Origin of the sequence: Chryseobacterium takakiae (assembly GCF_900129385.1) — a bacterium.
GTDB lineage: Bacteria > Bacteroidota > Bacteroidia > Flavobacteriales > Weeksellaceae > Chryseobacterium > Chryseobacterium takakiae.
On the sequence record NZ_FQVO01000002.1, the window covers coordinates 1 to 15,740 of the forward strand.

Here is a 15,740-nt window from a genome sequence, read left to right on the forward strand (position 1 = left end):
GGGCTCACCTGTTCCCATTCCGAACACAGAAGTTAAGCCCACCAGCGCCGATGGTACTGCTAACGCGGGAGAGTAGGTCGCCGCCAGTTTTTTTTTAAACCTCATACAGCAATGTGTGAGGTTTTTTTTGCTTGCTACCGTAAGGGAGACGTAAAAGGTGAGAAGTGAGAGGTGAGAAGTAAGAAGTGAGAGGTGAGAGGTAAGAAGTAAGAAGGATATTCAGGTGTACGTTTAACGTTCAGGGTTTAAAGTTTCAGGGTTTAGAGTTTAAGACTTAACGTTAGGGTTTAAATTAAGATTGAATATTCAGCGTTGATGTTTTGATATTTAAAATATTTACGATTAGATTGGTAGTCCCGGATTTTATTATTTAACCTGAGTTCGGTAGCAAAATTTAAAAATAATTGAGTGTCATTTACTGTTTTCAAGTTAAGTGACGGTTTTTTGGTAAAGAAGCAATAAGCAGTTAGTACACCCAAAAAATGTTCATTTTATTATTTAAGCTCAAGGGAGCATACAGGAACATCCTGGTCAATATCTTTCCTCTATCACTCATACCTCTTCTTCACGACCCAAAACTTTACCTCTCACCTCACTTTTCACCTCTCACCTCTCACCTCTCACTTCTCACTTTTTACTTCTTACTTCTCACTTTTTCACTTCCACCTAGCCTCGATAGAAACGGTTACCCCGCAGCAGGAGATGAAAAGAAGGGGATTATGCCCGGAAAAACGCCGGTGCGAGGAGTATAAGTGGATAGCGAGATATAGCTCCCTGAAAAAGATATTTCTATCATCAGCTCCAGTGCGGATCTGTTATAGAAGGTTTGCCATTTTCCAGACGGCCTGCAAAATGCCAGGTGTTATGATCCGAAATTAATTGCAAATCGTACCAACCTTTTGTTTTATCTAGATTCACAATTATTTTTTCTTGTATTTTCATTAATGGAATTTCGGTTTTTCTTTTTTCGTAAAGATTTTCCATAGTGACATGCGGACTGATGCTTTCCTTTTTACTTTTTTTAATCATAATTTCAACCTGATTTTTTGATCGATCATTGATCAGGGTAATTTCTAAGTCGGGGAATTGATCTCCTTTAAAATTTCTGTAGAATCCATTAGGTCCAAAAACTTCATATTCATATATTGCGGCAGATATAGTATGAGATAATTCCTGTTCAGCATAAAGTGCATACGAAAAATAAAAATCATCTTTTTCAAACCTTGTTCTGTCATAAATAATAATCGGAACAGCCTTGCCGGTTAAATTTTTCAAGATAATTTTCCCATTCTCGAGGTTGACAAGATAATTGTATGGGAGAGCATTAGAAGGTTTGATTCCACGTTCCTGAATGTTAAGAATATTGTCTTCAAGCTCATTCTCATGATACCATTTTAAATCAGGAACAGGTTTATACTTAGCGGAGTTGATGGTTTTAGCATATTGCTTCTGATCAAGATAATTCATCTCAGGAATTTTTACGTTGGCATCATTAAACGCTGACGTAAGATCTCCACATATGGCCCTCCTCCAATCGCTGATATTGTCTACGGTAACATCTTTTTTATATTTTTTTCGGATGAAGTTTTCTAAAAACATAAGCACTGAAGTATGGTCCGACACTTCAGAATTTACGTATCCTCCTTTTGTCCATGGCGATGCAATGATCATAGGCACTCTATAGCCAAGACCAATCGTTCCCTCTACTTTTTCATGATCTCTCACTGTTGGGGAAGCCATATATTCCTGTTTTCTGCTCGCATATTCAACACCATCTGTTCCATTCAGGTCAACTGCCTGATTTGGACTTAAAGGCGGGCTAAAAGGAAGGACATGATCAAAATAGCCGTCATTTTCATCGTAATTGATAATAAAGATTGTCTTTTTCCATATTTCGGGATCGCTTGTGAGGATATTCATCACTTCGGAAATATACCATGCGCCATACCACGGAGATCCGGGGTGATCTGAGAAACGTTCAGGAGCAATAAGCCATGATACCAATGGCAGTTTGTTATTTTCAACATCTTTTCTGAATTGATGCAGCACATCCCCTTTCGGTACTACAAGTCTTTCGCCATTTTCATCCTCTCCGATTTCAAGATTCCAAAAATCGGGGTCATTACTATTTGTGGTAAATGCTTTTTCGTGAAGATTTTTTTCCCTGTGTGAAAGTTTTGAAAATTGATCAGGATGGTATTTTACTTTTTCTTCTTCCAGTTCGGCAATTCTTTTTTCCAAATCACCTTTTCTTTCCGGATGTTTTTCGATCTCCTTTTTCAGAGAAGCAATGATGTTGGGAATATGCTCATAATAACCTTTTGAAAATTTTACGTTAAAATTTGAGAACCATTCAATAGGATTATCGGTAAAATTACTCAACCAGGCTTCCTGTTCACCGGACATACCTTTCGGAAGGCTGATTTCATTCTGATAAATTTTCCATGAAATATCCTGCTCTTCCAATATTTCAGGAAAACTCTTCCATTTGGCCTGATGGTTTTTATCGTAATCAATATTTTCATTATAAACATTAGGCTTTACTTTTCCGTTTTTTTGTTCACGTAAAGTTCCCGACCAATGGAAAAGCCTGTTGGGGGTAGTTCCTGTTAATGATGAGCAAAAATACTGGTCAAAGATCGTAAAAGCGTCTGCCAGCTGATAATAAAAAGGCAGATCTTCACGGTTATAATATCCTAAAGTTAAGGGAATGTCTCTATAATTTTTATTATCAGATGCCTTGGCCTGAAGCCAGCGGTCGTATTTTCCTTTGTTCAGGGCGTGCTGCTGATTGCCCCAGGAATGGGGAAGCGAGCTCATCCAGGTAGATTTAGTATTTTTTAAATCGAGACGCGCAGGAGCGGCATACTTTCCGTCATTACCTTTCTGAAAGAATACGGAATGGCCATCCTGTTTTATGAAAGCTCTGCGATCGGAAAATCCTCTTACGCCTTTTAAAGCACCGAATGTATGATCAAAAGAACGGTTTTCCTGCATCAGAATAACAACATGTTCAGCATCATAAAAAGTAGACTTTGCAGCAGGCTCAATCATCAAAGCCTTCAGAATAGCAGGATGCAAAACACTTGAAGTTCCCAAACCAGCCATCAAAATTCCCGATTTTTCTAAAAATTCTCTTCTGTTCATATGAAATCGTAATAGAAAGAAACTGCAATGTGACAGTTTTGGTTTAATTTAAGAATAATTTTAATAACTCAATTAAAATCTGCTCAATATTCCCCAGTGGATCTTAATATCATTAAACTTGAAAGGATTACCGAATTCATTACCATTAGAAAGCTGGAAGCTCATCAGCCCGATTGGAATAAAAAAGTTGAATCCAAGCCCGACACTGTAAAGTTTGGGCTTCACATTGAGCGATTTGTTGTTGAGCTGCCCGTATTGCCCGAAGACATCAAAAAACGCCTGGCTTCCGATGAGATAGCGGTATTCTAAACTTCCGTAATAATAAAAATCGGCAGCCAGGGAATTTTCATTGAATCCCCGCATGGAATTCCAGCCCCCGAAACGGTACAATTCGTTGGCGGAAAAATCGATCCTGGAATCCATCATTGCGCCTTCTCCTTTGATGTTGAGAAAATGGTTTCCGTTAATATGGTAATTGTGCTCTCCGAAAAAGTAAAACTGGTTTTGTGGGGAAGTAATATTATCTTTGGTATATCTTGTCGTCAGATAATCGTATCCTGCGTTGATTCTCGTTTTGTAAAGGAAGAGATCAATATCCGTAGGTTCTACCATTTCAAACCAGATCCCGATTCCTTTTTTGTTGTAATCTTTCCCCTGAACATACAGTGTATCAATAATGCTGGAACTTTCAAAAGTTCCCCGGAGACCGATCTTGTTTCTTGAATTCAGATGATAATAGAAAGCCGGAAGTGCTTTTACATTGGCAAAAGTAGAATCCTGACGGAAAATATTAACCTTCATGTTCAATCCGACATTCGATTTGAAAAGATAGGGAACATCCGCCTGAAGATCAAAGGTCTGTCCTTTATCCGGATTCCGCTGCCAGTACAGGTTGATGGTTTCAAAGCTGTTGAATATATTCCTGAAATTCACATTCAGGGTTCCGTTCAGCGTGAATTTATCGGTTTTATCATTCCCAAAACCAATAACGCCGTCGAAGCTGTTGGTTTTTTTCTTTTCCATAAAAAGGTAAATACTTGTGGAATCCTTCGTAAACATAGTCTGTGGAGGACGTTCAAGACTTACAAACTGATGGCTCTGAAAAGATTTATTAATGGCCAGAAGATTTTTATCATCATAGGTTTTGCCTTTAAATTCTTTTTCAAGATTTTTGATAAATCTTTTGGGAACACTGGTATAGCCTTTCACTACAAAACCGTCGATGGTTCTTTTATCATTTTTATTGATATCAAGTTCTACAACCGGATATCCGTTTTTCTGACCTTTATATTTCGATTTTATCCTGCTGAAGGCAAAACCGTCATCAATATATTTTTTATTGATGCTTTTTTTAGTGGAGTCTAAATTTTTAGTAAAAAACTCTTTCTGAACTTTTATTTTATCTGAAATAGAATCTGAAAGCTTTACGTACGTTTCATTGAAGTTTTTTCCTTTATGGAAAATAATTTCAGTAGTATCTCCTTTTTTTCTGACTTCTTTCAGTTGGGTAAAAAAATAATTGTTCTGGGCCAATGAATCGAGAAATTTCACAGCAGAAGCGGAATCTTTAACCTTCTTTTTTACTTTGGTTTCAGAGTCAATAAGGAAATACGGTTTCTTCTGCGCCTGAATGAAAACGCAGAAGAGGATAAAGAATATTTTTAGAATTAATTTCAATTTGTCGTTCTGAATGTAGTGGAACGGGATGAAGAATCTCAATAAAAATACAAAAAGATTCTTCACTGCATTTTCATTCCGTTTCAGAATGACAATGCACCATTCAATTAACTGTTTTTAAGCCAGTTTATTGTATTTCTTCATTAAATTTTCATAAGTTCCCTGCGGAAGAATCCATTTGAGAGGAACTCCTATTTTCTGCCCGAATTTTCCGAAATAATAATGAGCTTTCCATTTGTTTTTCTGTAAAAGCAGATCCATATATTCTGCCACTTCCAAAGGTTCTGTCCCGTCTCCCACGTGGCTATTCATCAAAGCATATACTTTATCAAAAACATTTTTATACGGCTCCGAAACTTTAGTGCGAACACGGTTTTCAGCAATATTGGTTTTAATGTCACCCAAATGAAGCGAACAGACATGAATATTCCAAGGATAAACTTCGTATCTCATTGCTTCCGTTACTTTATCCAAAGCAGATTTTGATGCAGAGTAAAACCCACGGAAAGGCAATCCCATTTCACTTCCGATGCTGGAAACATTGATGATCTGTCCGAATTTATTGTCCCTCATCTTCGGTAGTACAGTACTCATCATCTGAACCGCCCCCACCAAATTGAGATTAAATAATTTTAAAATATCTTCCTTTGAAGAGTCTTCTACTGCCCCAACCATTCCCATTCCGGCATTGTTGATGAGAACATCAATTCTGTTTTCTGTTTTCAATACTTCGGCAATGGCATTTTGTACCGCATCATTATCGGTAACATCGGTTGGTATCGATGTAAAATAACTGCTTTCTGTGTGCTTTCGGCTTAATCCGTACACTTTATGGCCTTTCTTCCCGAAATATTCTGCCAGCACAAATCCTATTCCTGAAGAAGTTCCGGTGATGATGATCGTTTTTGTATTCATGAGTTTTCAGTTAAAATAATTTGTAAATCTTCCCAAAATTTCGGATAGGATTTTTCTACTACATCTTCATCTTCAATCTCTAATTCCTGAACCAGGCAAAACGGAGCAAATGCCATTGCCATTCTATGATCCTGATACGTTTTGATAATGATGTTTTCTTCAGCTTTGCCGAATCCTGTAGATTTTATAGTGTAATCAGTATATTCAGTTTCTGTTCCCAGCTTTTTTAATTCATTATGCAGTGCTAAAAGCCTGTCGGTTTCTTTTACTCTTAATGTTCCGAGGCCTGAAATTACGAAGGGTATTTTTAAAGCTGCTGCGGTTACACAAAGGGTTTGTGTAATATCCGGACAATTATTCATATCCAAAACAATCTTTTCAGGAAACTTAAAATTCGGATCCGGCTGAAGTGTTAATTTGTGTTCTTCTTCTGTGAAATTTGTTTTAATTCCGAAAAACTCTTCGTAAATCTTTGCAATAGCAGAATCTCCCTGTGTAGATTCTTTATAAAAGCTTTTCAGGTGAATGGTCTTTCTTCCCAATACTGCAAAAGAGTAAAAATACGAGGCAGAACTCCAATCGCTTTCTACTTCATAATTGATGATTGATGATTGATGATTAATGAAAGGCTCAACTTTGATCGTGTTTTCAATGAAGCTGTTTTTAATTCCGAACCGGGTTAAAATATTCAGAGTCATTTCGATATAAGACCTTGAGGTTACTTCGCCAACCAGATGTATTTCCAAACCGTTTTCAAGTTTTCCTGCAATCAACAATAGGGAAGTGATGAACTGGCTTGAGATATTGGACGGAACATTCACTTTTGGCTGAGTGATTGTCCTTCCTTTAATTTTCAGAGGAGGAAAGCCTTCATTTTCAAGATATTCGATTTCTACGCCAAGATTTTGTAAAGCCGTCACCAGATTTTTGATCGGTCTTTCTTTCATCCTTTTGGAACCAGTCAGAATCGTTGTTTTGCCACCCTGAATCGAATAATATGAGGTAAGAAAACGCATTGCTGTTCCTGCATGATGGATATCTACCCATTCTGTGTTTTCCGATAAGGCCTTTTTCAAAAGACTGGTGTCTTGAGAATTTGAAAGATTTCCGATTTCTATATTTTTAAACAGACTTTCCAAAATCAATAAACGATTCGAAATGCTTTTCGAACCGCTGATTTGTATGGTCTGATTTTCTTTTAATTTTGATTTTTTTAGCTTCTTCATTATTTTCGGTAGGGAAGTTGGAGGCCGGAAGCGGGAAGTCCACTTGCTGTATTAAACTTCCGTCTTCCATCATCCATCTTCTGCATTATTTTAATTTCTCATTATTCTGATGCCGGTCTTTGTCCCGATCGGTTTTCAGTTTCATTTTTTTATCAAAAGCTTCCTGCAGATTGACTCCTGTTTGATTGGCTAGGCATAATGTTACAAATAATACGTCTACCAGTTCTTCGCCCAGATCCTTACTTTTATCGCTTTCCTTTTCACTTTGTTCGCCGTATCTTCTTGCGATAATTCTTGCCACTTCGCCTACTTCTTCGGTCAGCATGGCCATATTGGTGAGTTCATTGAAATAACGAACACCAATTGTTTTTATCCAATTATCAACCTGTTGCTGGAGGTTTGTAATTTCCATTTAATTTTTAATCTTTTCTTGTAGAGCGTTTTAAATTTATTGATATTGATAAGCTCCCAACGTAGGATTTGAGGTTCTTGAAAACCCTGCAATATCTGTAGGAACCGTTGCTGCCACCGCTGTGCTTCCTTTTCCGATTGCCGGAGAGTTCTGCTTAACCCTTAAATTCATCTGGGCAGCAAAGTAATTGACAAACAACGGATCCTGGTTTTTCACAAGCTGAATAACACTTGGCGCTGTATCCATGAAGCCGGCTTCCGATTGATTGGAATACTTCAGAAGACAGTTTTCAAAAGTGAAATTGAAAAGCTGTCCCGGTGTCTGCTCAAAAAACACTGAATTATCACGATCTGAATAAACAATACTGTTTCTAACATTCAGGATCAGTGCACCCTGTTCGGTCTGGTTGGATTCATTTTTCCATTCATTGGTGGCAAATATTCCGTTTCTGTTATAAGACTGCAGAAGATCAGAATAATTGGCAATGGTACAGTGTGTTAAATTATACGTTCCGCCTCTGAAAATCCCTATTGCAGATTCTCCGCAGTTGTTCATTACCAGATTTCTTGCCGTAATTGTTGATCCGATGGAGTAAATTCCGTATTCCTGAAAATTATGGATGAAGGAATTGCTGATGGTAGCATTGGTTTGTTTCATTTCCAGTCCTTTTGTCCCTCCGAAAACCCTAGCATAATTCATATTTAAAGTAGAGCCGGCTTCCATTTTAATGGAATTCCAGTTTTTAGGAATCGTATCATAGGCGGGATCATTTCTGTCCCCGCGAAGTATAACATTGTTGGCAAGTGTTCCGTTAATATTGAGTGTTGCTCCCTGGAGCACTTTCATTCCGCTGTTTTTATGGAAATAAACTTTTGTCCCCGGTTGTATATTCAGAATCGCATTCTGATCGAGCGTGAGATCTCCGTAAATAATTTTAGCTTTATTGTTATTCCATGTTGTAGTAGAAGTAAGGATGTTCGGGTTGGAAGAAGTCTTGATAAAGAATTCTGCATCCTGAACTACGGAGAAAAGCACTACATTTTGCTGTCCTGCAGGGCTTTCGAAAAGAATTTTATCTTCCGCAATCGCTTCAGGACCGGTTGCTTCAGGAGCAATTTCCACGAAAATATAAAGGCTGTCCTTCTTTCTCAGGGCGACATCTTTAAAATCATATCCCGGTTTTCCGTCTACATTGATTTTATATAAAGATGAAGCTCCTTTTTCAAGATGTATTCTTGGGATCAGGATGTCTTTATCTTCATTATTATAAACCTTTACGGCATATGTTTCCGAACGAACCTGATGATAAACGGTATCACAAAAAACCGTGTCTTTTGAAAAGCTCAACTTTTGTGAGGGAGCATCAAAACTGATATCATCTTTATTACAAGATACAGTCATTACAAGCATCCAGAAAGAAAAAGCCAGTAGTAATTTGATTTTCATCGAAATTAAGTTTAATAAATTTCAAATGTAACGAAAATACTTTGAATTTCTTATGAAGAAAAAAATATTGACAGCTTATTTGCAAATTCAAAAAAATATTGTACTTTTGCAACCTAAAATTAGCAGAGAAATATCCATTACTATTTCGAAAGCAAACTTTAATTTTTAACATTGTATTATGAAACCGCAAGGTTACATGTGACATTAACAAAAAAAGAAATTTACACATGAAAAACGGAATCCACCCAGAAAATTATAGACTTGTTGTTTTCAAAGATATGAGTAACGACGAAGTATTTCTTTGCAAGTCTACAGCAGAAACAAAAGACACGATCGAGTATGAAGGACAAGAGTATCCTTTGATCAAAATGGAAATCTCTTCTACTTCTCACCCTTTCTACACTGGTAAAGTGAAATTGGTTGACACTGCAGGTAGAGTTGATAAGTTCATGAACAAATACAAAAAATTCGCTAAGTAATTTTTTGACATTACAATATTTTAAAGTCTTTCGATTTTCGGGAGACTTTTTTTATTGTAATTTTGTTATTAATGGAAATTGGAGATGGATGTGGAATTAATTTAAAATAGTACGAATTAATACTCCCGTATTTCATCATCTAACTTCTCACTTTTAACATCTAACTTCTATTAAAATGCAATTAGTATTTTCAGATGCGCAATACTGGGAAGATTTTCTTCCGCTTACGTTTACAAGGCCCGTAGCAGAAATGCGTTGTGGGATTCTCAAATTCTCCGAAAGATGGCAGAGAATTTTAGAAAATAATGAGATTTCTTTTTTTACCGAGTCTTATTTACAGAAAAAATTTCCCGAACCTGAAAAGAAAGAAAGTCTTTTTCTGGTAACGAACTTTCTGCCTACTGAAAATGTCATCCAGCAAATCAAGGATTTGAAACAAGGAGAAGCTTTGGTCTATGAAGATGAATTAATTGCTGCTAAAATCAATATGGAAGGATTTTCGCTCAACCAGATTGAGAAAATGACGGATATTAAGGAAGAGCTTGTTTTCTTTAAAAAGCCTGCAGATCTTTTTACCTATAATCAGAAAGCGATAGATTTAGATTTTGAATTATTAACCAGAGGAAAGACTTCGCAGGAACTTTCATCCACCAACGGATTTTTAGGAGACAAAAATGATCTTTTCATTGAAGAAGGCGCTCAGGTTGAATTCTCAACCCTTAACACGAAAACAGGAAAAATTTACATTGGCAAAAACGCTGAAGTAATGGAAGGCTGTCATTTGCGTGGGCCAATTGCACTTTGTGAAGAGTCTAAATTTAATTTAGGCGCAAAAATCTACGGCGCCACAACCATCGGCCCGCATTCTAAAGTAGGAGGGGAGGTCAGCAATATTATTATTTTCGGGTATTCCAATAAAGGGCATGATGGTTTTATCGGAAACTCGGTAATCGGGGAATGGTGTAATTTCGGAGCAGATTCCAATTCTTCCAATATGAAGAATAATTACGGAAATGTAAGATTATGGAACTACAGAAGAAAAGCCTTTGAAGATACAGGATTGCAATTCGCCGGCCTGATTATGGGTGATCATTCTAAAACTGCCATCAATACCCAGCTGAATACAGGAACGGTTGTTGGTGTAGCGTCCAATATTTTTAAAGAAGGCTTTCCCCCGAACCTGGTTGAAAATTTTTCCTGGGGCGGATTTAAAGACGATGAAAAATTTAAATTAGATAAAGCCTATGAAGTTGCAGAACGGGCCATGGCGAGAAGAAAAGTGGCCTTGACCGATGAAGATAAAGCTATTTTAAAACATATTTTTGACGAGTATTAAGACGATGAATAAAGGAAACTTCAATTTTTTTTGAAGTTTTTTTCTTTTTGATGTAATAAAATGTAAAATCTGAATGTCTTATCTATAGAAACAAAACTTATGACCCAAGAGACTTTCAAAAGTACGGTATTCATTCTCAAAAATGAGATGTATCGCTTTGCGAAGAGATTCGTCATGAGTAGTGATGAGGCAGAAGATGTGGTGCAGGACTTAATGATAAAGTTCTGGCAGAAAAAAGATGAGCTGGAGCAGTTCGGGAATTTAAAATCCTATGCGCTGAAAGCCGTCAGAAACGAATGCCTGAACAGGCTGAAGCACCACGATGTAAAGCTTGGTTTTGCAGATATGCAGCTTCACAGGTCTGAGCTTTACAGTATGGAAGTGAATAATCTGAAGGAACATATCATCGGTTTTATCAATCAGCTTCCGGAAAAACAAAAGATGGTTATCCATTTGAAAGACGTAGAAGAGTATGAGGTCTCGGAAATCGCAGAAATGCTGGAAATGGAGGAAAACGCAGTAAGAGTAAATCTTATGAGGGCTAGACAAAAAGTTAAAGAGCAAATTTCACAATTGATGAGCTATGAGCAAAGACAAATTTCAAGATAAATACGCTGAGATCTTCCGGGATTTAAAGGAAGAAAAAATGGATTGGGACTTTGAGGATTTCCTGAAACAGGCAGAATGTAAAGACACTGTAAGGGACAATAATGAAACTCCCATTATCCCGATCGATAGTAAAAATAAACCGGCTTTCCCGAAATGGTTCTGGATGGCGGCAGGTGTTGTCGTATTGTTAAGTATAGGATTTATTTTTAACGATAATTCCCATCAGAATATAAAAGACCAGGCTCAGATGGTTGAAAATCAGATTAAAAGAGAGAAAAATAATTTTATCGAAGAAAATAATGAGCAACAGGCTCAGGTTGCGGTGAACCAGGTGTCAGATTCTATTGCAGGAATCAAACAAGATTCTGTATTTCAGGAAAATACCATCGCAGAAAAAGATTATTTAGATGAAATTTTGCCGAAAAGAGGAAGGCTTAAAAAAGAAAAAAAGCCACGGTATGTAAATAATTCCTCTTATCATAAAGCGGCAAAAGATTCCACAGGCTACAAAGATTCTTACGTTATTGTAAACGGAAAAAGAATTGAAAATGTGGAAGAAGCCATTAATGTGACTAAGTATTCATTCCAAATATTTGCAAATAACGTTAGTGAAAAATTAGCAAAACCAACAGTCGTAGATGACGATTATTAATTAACCCTAAAAAGATTATGCTCCTGATCAGGCACAAATAATCAAGAAAATAAAATTGACTCATGAAAAAAATATTCATCATATTCGCATTTGCCTTCTCACAATTTTTCAATGTGTACGGGCAGGACAAGCTGGATCAGCTTTTTGATAAATACCAGGAAGTGGAAGGTGTAACTTCCATAAAAATTGCAAAACCGATGTTCGGAATGCTCAGCAATCTGGATTTAGGAGATGCTGAACTCGATCAGATCAAACCTTTATTATCAAAAATAAACGGATTAAAGGTTTTCATCGCTGAAAAACCTGAGAATGCAGGTTCTGTTAATGGACAAAAACTGTCGCAGATTAACAGGGATATCAAATCTTATTTAAGCAATCTCAATTATAGCGAGATTATGACCATGAACAGCAACGGTGCAAAAATAAAATTCCTGTCTGCTGAAGAAAAAAATGGAGTTCTTGACGATTTGTTATTAAGTATTGACAGCGGAGGAGAGGAAAGCATCCTGATAAAACTGGACGGAAGGCTTTCAATGGATGATATCAATAAAATCATCAATTCTACCGAAACCAAAACAAATCCTGTAACGAATACCAAAAACAGTTTTGTTTCCCAAAATACAACGTCTTATCTGAACGGAGAATCCAGAAATGTAGGAGAATTCTCAGGAGTGCATGTGAGTACAGGCGTAATCGTTAATTTTAAGCAGGAAAATCCTACCTCCGTAAAGGTCATAGCAGATGCTGATAAGCTTCAGTATATTGTAACAAAGGTGGATAACGGCGTTTTGAAAGTATATGTTGATAATAAAGGACAAAGAAATCTGAAATTCAAAAATATCAGCGTAAATGTTTCTGCGCCAAGAATAGACAATATTAAAACTTCTTCAGGAGCAATATTCAATGCCATTACTGCGATCAATGAAAAGACGGTTTCAGTTGATCTTTCATCAGGATCTGTTGTGAATGGTGATTTTAATTCGGACCATACGAAAGTGGATCTAAGTTCCGGTGCTGTTATCAATTCTACCATTAATACCAAACAAATTGCTGTTAAGGCATCGAGCGGGGCGGTAGCCAATCTTAACGGAAGAGTAAATGTGGGTTCAATAGATGTAAGTAGTGGTGCAGTTTGCAATTCGGAGAAGTTTCAATTCAATGAACTTGAGGCTGAAGCAACATCGGGAGGCGTTGTTACCGGTAATGTAGCAGAACGTTTAAAAGCAACGGCATCTTCCGGAGGAAGTATTAAATATAAAGGAAATCCAAGAGTAGATGCCAATATCAGCAAAACTTCCGGCGGAAGCTTAAAACAAATCAACTAAAAATTAACAGCCATGAAAATATTTAAAACCATTTTTCTGACTTTTTCCATTATGTTTTTAATGCAGTCATGTATTGTTTCAGAAAAACCGAATATCGCTTATTTTTCAGATTCCGGAAGGGAATTTAAAGGGGCCAGGTTTGTAAGCATCAATGTTCCGATGTTTTTGGCTAAACCTTATATCAAAAAAGCTCTGAGAGAAGACGGCGAAGATGAAGAATTGATCAGACTTATGAAAAAGGTGTCCAAAATAAAAGTGTTGACTGTTGAAAACGGAGACCGTAAGATGCTGAGAGATTTTGCAAATTATCTGAATAATAATAACTATGAAGAATGGGCAATGATTAAACATAATGGTGACAATGTCAACATTCGGGTGAAACAAAAAGGTGATGCTATCAAAAATATGATGATCACCGTTAACTCAGATAAAGAACTTGTTTTTGTGGATGTCAGAGGAAATTTTAAGGCTGATGATATTTCCAGAATGATCGCTTCTGCAAAAGATAAATAGACATTCATATTCAATGATATTAAATTTCATTTATACAAAAACCATTTCGCATTAGAAATGGTTTTTTAATTTAAGTTATTGATTATTAAGTTTTATTTAAACTATTAAAATCAATTTTCATATTTCATCAAAATACCTTAATTTTGCAAGAAAGTAAAGATGTCTATTCATAACAAAATTGTAGAGACAGCCATCACTTTCGATGACGTGCTTCTAGTTCCTTCTTATTCAGAAGTTTTACCTAATCAGGTTTCATTAAAATCAAGACTTACCGACAAAATTACGCTTAATGTCCCAATCGTTTCTGCTGCAATGGATACTGTTACGGAAGCAGAATTGGCTATTGCCCTGGCGAGAGTAGGAGGTTTGGGTTTCATTCATAAGAATATGACGATTGCAGAACAGGCCGCTCAGGTAAACCGTGTAAAGCGTTCCGAAAACGGAATGATTTCCGATCCTGTTACTCTTTCAAAAGATCATACGCTGGCTCAGGCTAAAGATACCATGGCCAAATATAAAATTTCCGGACTTCCGGTTGTTGATAGTGAAAATACATTAATTGGAATTATTACCAACAGAGATGTGAAATATCAGGAAAATCTTGATATGAAAGTGGAAGAGATCATGACCAAAGATAACCTCATTACATCGGATAAAAATACCAATCTTGAAAAAGCTAAAGAAATCCTTCTGAAAAACAGAGTGGAAAAGCTTCCGATTGTTGATGCTGAAAATAAATTGGTTGGTTTAATCACCATTAAAGATATTGATAACCAGTTGGAATATCCGAATGCGAATAAAGATCAGAACGGCAGGTTAATCGTTGGAGCAGGTGTAGGCGTAGGAGAAGATACGCTGGAAAGAATTGAAGCATTGGTAAAAGCCGGAGTGGATATCATTGGTATTGATTCGGCACACGGACATTCTAAGGGTGTTCTGGATAAAATTTCAGAAATCAGAAAAGCTTATCCGGATCTGGATATCGTTGGCGGAAATATTGTAACGGCTGAAGCAGCTGAGGATTTGATCAAAGCTGGAGCAAATGTTCTTAAAGTGGGAGTAGGTCCTGGTTCTATCTGTACAACAAGAGTGGTTGCCGGAGTAGGAGTTCCTCAGTTATCTGCTATTTATAACGTTTACGAATATGCAAAAACTAAAAATGTTGCCGTAATTGCAGATGGAGGAATCAAACTTTCCGGAGACATCGTAAAAGCAATTGCAAGCGGGGCAGGAGCGGTAATGCTGGGATCCCTTTTAGCGGGAACTGATGAAGCGCCGGGTGAAGAAATTATCTTCCAGGGAAGAAAATTCAAAACGTATCAGGGAATGGGAAGTCTTTCTGCGATGAAAAGAGGCGGAAAGGAAAGATATTTCCAGAGTGAAGCTAAAAAATTCGTTCCGGAAGGAATTGAGGGAAGAGTCCCAAGCAAAGGGAAGCTGGAAGACGTTATTTTCCAGTTAACAGGAGGTCTAAGAGCCGGAATGGGATATTGTGGGGCTAAAGATATTGAAGCGTTACAAACAGAAACCAAAATGGTAATGATTACAGGAAGCGGATTGAAAGAGTCGCACCCTCACGATGTGATTATTACTCAGGAAGCTCCAAACTATTCTTTGTAAGAATTTTAAAAATAATAGAAAATAAGGCTGTCAATCGACAGCCTTATTTTTGTTTCGGGGCGCGGGCGAAGCCCGCGCCCCGAAACAAAATCATAAAGTTTTTTGAGAAACTATTGTTATTCAATCTTTTTATATTTGAATTTAGGTTTAATTACATAATTCAAAAACCTTCCTTTTGATTGCACTGTTTTAAATCGGTTAAAGATTTCTATCGGTACCTGAAGATAATCATATACTGCGCCCGACTGATAAATGATTCTCAAAATCTCAGTCTCCGGAAAATAATGGTATTTATTAATTACAGATGAAGGCATACAAAATACCGAACAAAAAATGTTCCCTGAAAACAGTTAAAGCCCAAAAAAGCCTCACGGAAACCCGAA

At 37.0% G+C, this 15,740-nt stretch carries 14 protein-coding genes, 1 rRNA gene and 1 pseudogene; 8 read left to right on the forward strand and 8 right to left on the reverse strand.

The annotated features are described in order from the left end of the window. Positions 1-89: ribosomal RNA gene (gene rrf / locus BUA76_RS03100) — 5S ribosomal RNA — on the forward strand; the annotation flags it as partial. 297 nt (positions 90-386) lie between these two features. Here the strand turns inward: rrf and BUA76_RS19565 are convergent. From BUA76_RS19565 to BUA76_RS03130, 7 genes and pseudogenes are all read right to left on the reverse strand, one after another. Then, positions 387-485 (reverse strand): annotated as a pseudogene (locus tag BUA76_RS19565) (IS982 family transposase); the annotation flags it as partial. A gap of 310 nt (positions 486-795) precedes the next feature. Continuing rightward, positions 796-3,147 (reverse strand): phosphocholine-specific phospholipase C, encoded by a 2,352-nt coding sequence (locus BUA76_RS03105; protein ID WP_072883386.1) that lies wholly within the window; start codon positions 3,145-3,147, stop codon positions 796-798. Between the two features lie 72 nt (positions 3,148-3,219). Then, on the reverse strand, positions 3,220-4,890 hold the full coding sequence (locus tag BUA76_RS03110; RefSeq protein ID WP_228408452.1) for a BamA/TamA family outer membrane protein: 1,671 nt from the start codon (positions 4,888-4,890) through the stop codon (positions 3,220-3,222). Between the two features lie 51 nt (positions 4,891-4,941). Beyond that, positions 4,942-5,739, reverse strand: a complete 798-nt coding sequence (locus BUA76_RS03115; RefSeq protein ID WP_072883387.1) for an SDR family oxidoreductase — start codon at positions 5,737-5,739, stop codon at positions 4,942-4,944. After that, positions 5,736-6,965: a 3-phosphoshikimate 1-carboxyvinyltransferase gene (locus BUA76_RS03120; RefSeq protein WP_072883388.1), complete on the reverse strand. Its 1,230-nt coding sequence runs from the start codon at positions 6,963-6,965 to the stop codon at positions 5,736-5,738. Before BUA76_RS03120 ends, BUA76_RS03115 begins: the two co-directional genes overlap by 4 nt. 85 nt (positions 6,966-7,050) lie before the next feature. Further along, positions 7,051-7,377, reverse strand: coding sequence for a nucleotide pyrophosphohydrolase (locus tag BUA76_RS03125; RefSeq protein ID WP_072883389.1), 327 nt, complete (start codon positions 7,375-7,377; stop codon positions 7,051-7,053). A gap of 36 nt (positions 7,378-7,413) precedes the next feature. Further along, the gene (locus tag BUA76_RS03130) at positions 7,414-8,823 is read right to left on the reverse strand and encodes a hypothetical protein (protein WP_072883390.1); all 1,410 of its coding nucleotides are present in this window, start codon (positions 8,821-8,823) and stop codon (positions 7,414-7,416) included. A gap of 227 nt (positions 8,824-9,050) precedes the next feature. Here BUA76_RS03130 and BUA76_RS03135 point away from each other — a divergent pair, with 227 nt between their 5' ends. The 7 genes from BUA76_RS03135 to guaB all read left to right on the forward strand — a co-directional run bounded on the left by BUA76_RS03135 (position 9,051) and on the right by guaB (position 15,357). Next, complete coding sequence (locus BUA76_RS03135; protein WP_002976190.1) at positions 9,051-9,302, forward strand: type B 50S ribosomal protein L31; 252 nt, start codon at positions 9,051-9,053, stop codon at positions 9,300-9,302. Between the two features lie 175 nt (positions 9,303-9,477). Beyond that, the gene (locus BUA76_RS03140; RefSeq protein WP_072883391.1) at positions 9,478-10,638 is read left to right on the forward strand and encodes a GlmU family protein; all 1,161 of its coding nucleotides are present in this window, start codon (positions 9,478-9,480) and stop codon (positions 10,636-10,638) included. A 99-nt stretch (positions 10,639-10,737) separates the two neighbouring features. Next, positions 10,738-11,247 (forward strand): RNA polymerase sigma factor, encoded by a 510-nt coding sequence (locus BUA76_RS03145; RefSeq protein WP_072883392.1) that lies wholly within the window; start codon positions 10,738-10,740, stop codon positions 11,245-11,247. Continuing rightward, on the forward strand, positions 11,222-11,899 hold the full coding sequence (locus BUA76_RS03150) for a hypothetical protein (protein ID WP_143149849.1): 678 nt from the start codon (positions 11,222-11,224) through the stop codon (positions 11,897-11,899). The genes BUA76_RS03145 and BUA76_RS03150 overlap by 26 nt, the downstream gene beginning before the upstream one ends. A gap of 62 nt (positions 11,900-11,961) precedes the next feature. Further along, entirely contained in the window at positions 11,962-13,224 is a 1,263-nt protein-coding gene (locus tag BUA76_RS03155; RefSeq protein WP_072883393.1) for a DUF4252 domain-containing protein, read from the forward strand. Positions 13,225-13,236: 12 nt separating this feature from the next. Continuing rightward, positions 13,237-13,737, forward strand: coding sequence for a DUF4252 domain-containing protein (locus tag BUA76_RS03160; RefSeq protein ID WP_072883394.1), 501 nt, complete (start codon positions 13,237-13,239; stop codon positions 13,735-13,737). Positions 13,738-13,896: 159 nt separating this feature from the next. Beyond that, on the forward strand, positions 13,897-15,357 hold the full coding sequence (gene guaB, locus BUA76_RS03165; protein ID WP_072883395.1) for an IMP dehydrogenase: 1,461 nt from the start codon (positions 13,897-13,899) through the stop codon (positions 15,355-15,357). Positions 15,358-15,473: 116 nt separating this feature from the next. Here the strand turns inward: guaB and BUA76_RS03170 are convergent, their stop codons facing one another. After that, a complete protein-coding gene (locus BUA76_RS03170; RefSeq protein WP_072883396.1) occupies positions 15,474-15,671 on the reverse strand; it encodes a KTSC domain-containing protein in 198 nt (65 codons plus the stop codon). Positions 15,672-15,740 lie beyond the last annotated feature (69 nt).

Bases quoted from the DNA above. Each gene is read 5' to 3' on its own strand.
- BUA76_RS03170 (WP_072883396.1), bottom strand. From the start codon at position 15,671: ATGCCTTCATCTGTAATTAATAAATACCATTATTTTCCGGAGACTGAG.
- BUA76_RS03130 (WP_072883390.1), bottom strand. From the start codon at position 8,823: ATGAAAATCAAATTACTACTGGCTTTTTCTTTCTGGATGCTTGTAATG.
- BUA76_RS03125 (WP_072883389.1), bottom strand. From the start codon at position 7,377: ATGGAAATTACAAACCTCCAGCAACAGGTTGATAATTGGATAAAAACA.
- guaB (WP_072883395.1), top strand. From the start codon at position 13,897: ATGTCTATTCATAACAAAATTGTAGAGACAGCCATCACTTTCGATGAC.
- BUA76_RS03135 (WP_002976190.1), top strand. From the start codon at position 9,051: ATGAAAAACGGAATCCACCCAGAAAATTATAGACTTGTTGTTTTCAAA.
- BUA76_RS03145 (WP_072883392.1), top strand. From the start codon at position 10,738: ATGACCCAAGAGACTTTCAAAAGTACGGTATTCATTCTCAAAAATGAG.
- BUA76_RS03105 (WP_072883386.1), bottom strand. From the start codon at position 3,147: ATGAACAGAAGAGAATTTTTAGAAAAATCGGGAATTTTGATGGCTGGT.
- BUA76_RS03150 (WP_143149849.1), top strand. From the start codon at position 11,222: ATGAGCAAAGACAAATTTCAAGATAAATACGCTGAGATCTTCCGGGAT.
- BUA76_RS03120 (WP_072883388.1), bottom strand. From the start codon at position 6,965: ATGAAGAAGCTAAAAAAATCAAAATTAAAAGAAAATCAGACCATACAA.
- BUA76_RS03115 (WP_072883387.1), bottom strand. From the start codon at position 5,739: ATGAATACAAAAACGATCATCATCACCGGAACTTCTTCAGGAATAGGA.
- BUA76_RS03155 (WP_072883393.1), top strand. From the start codon at position 11,962: ATGAAAAAAATATTCATCATATTCGCATTTGCCTTCTCACAATTTTTC.
- BUA76_RS03160 (WP_072883394.1), top strand. From the start codon at position 13,237: ATGAAAATATTTAAAACCATTTTTCTGACTTTTTCCATTATGTTTTTA.
- BUA76_RS03140 (WP_072883391.1), top strand. From the start codon at position 9,478: ATGCAATTAGTATTTTCAGATGCGCAATACTGGGAAGATTTTCTTCCG.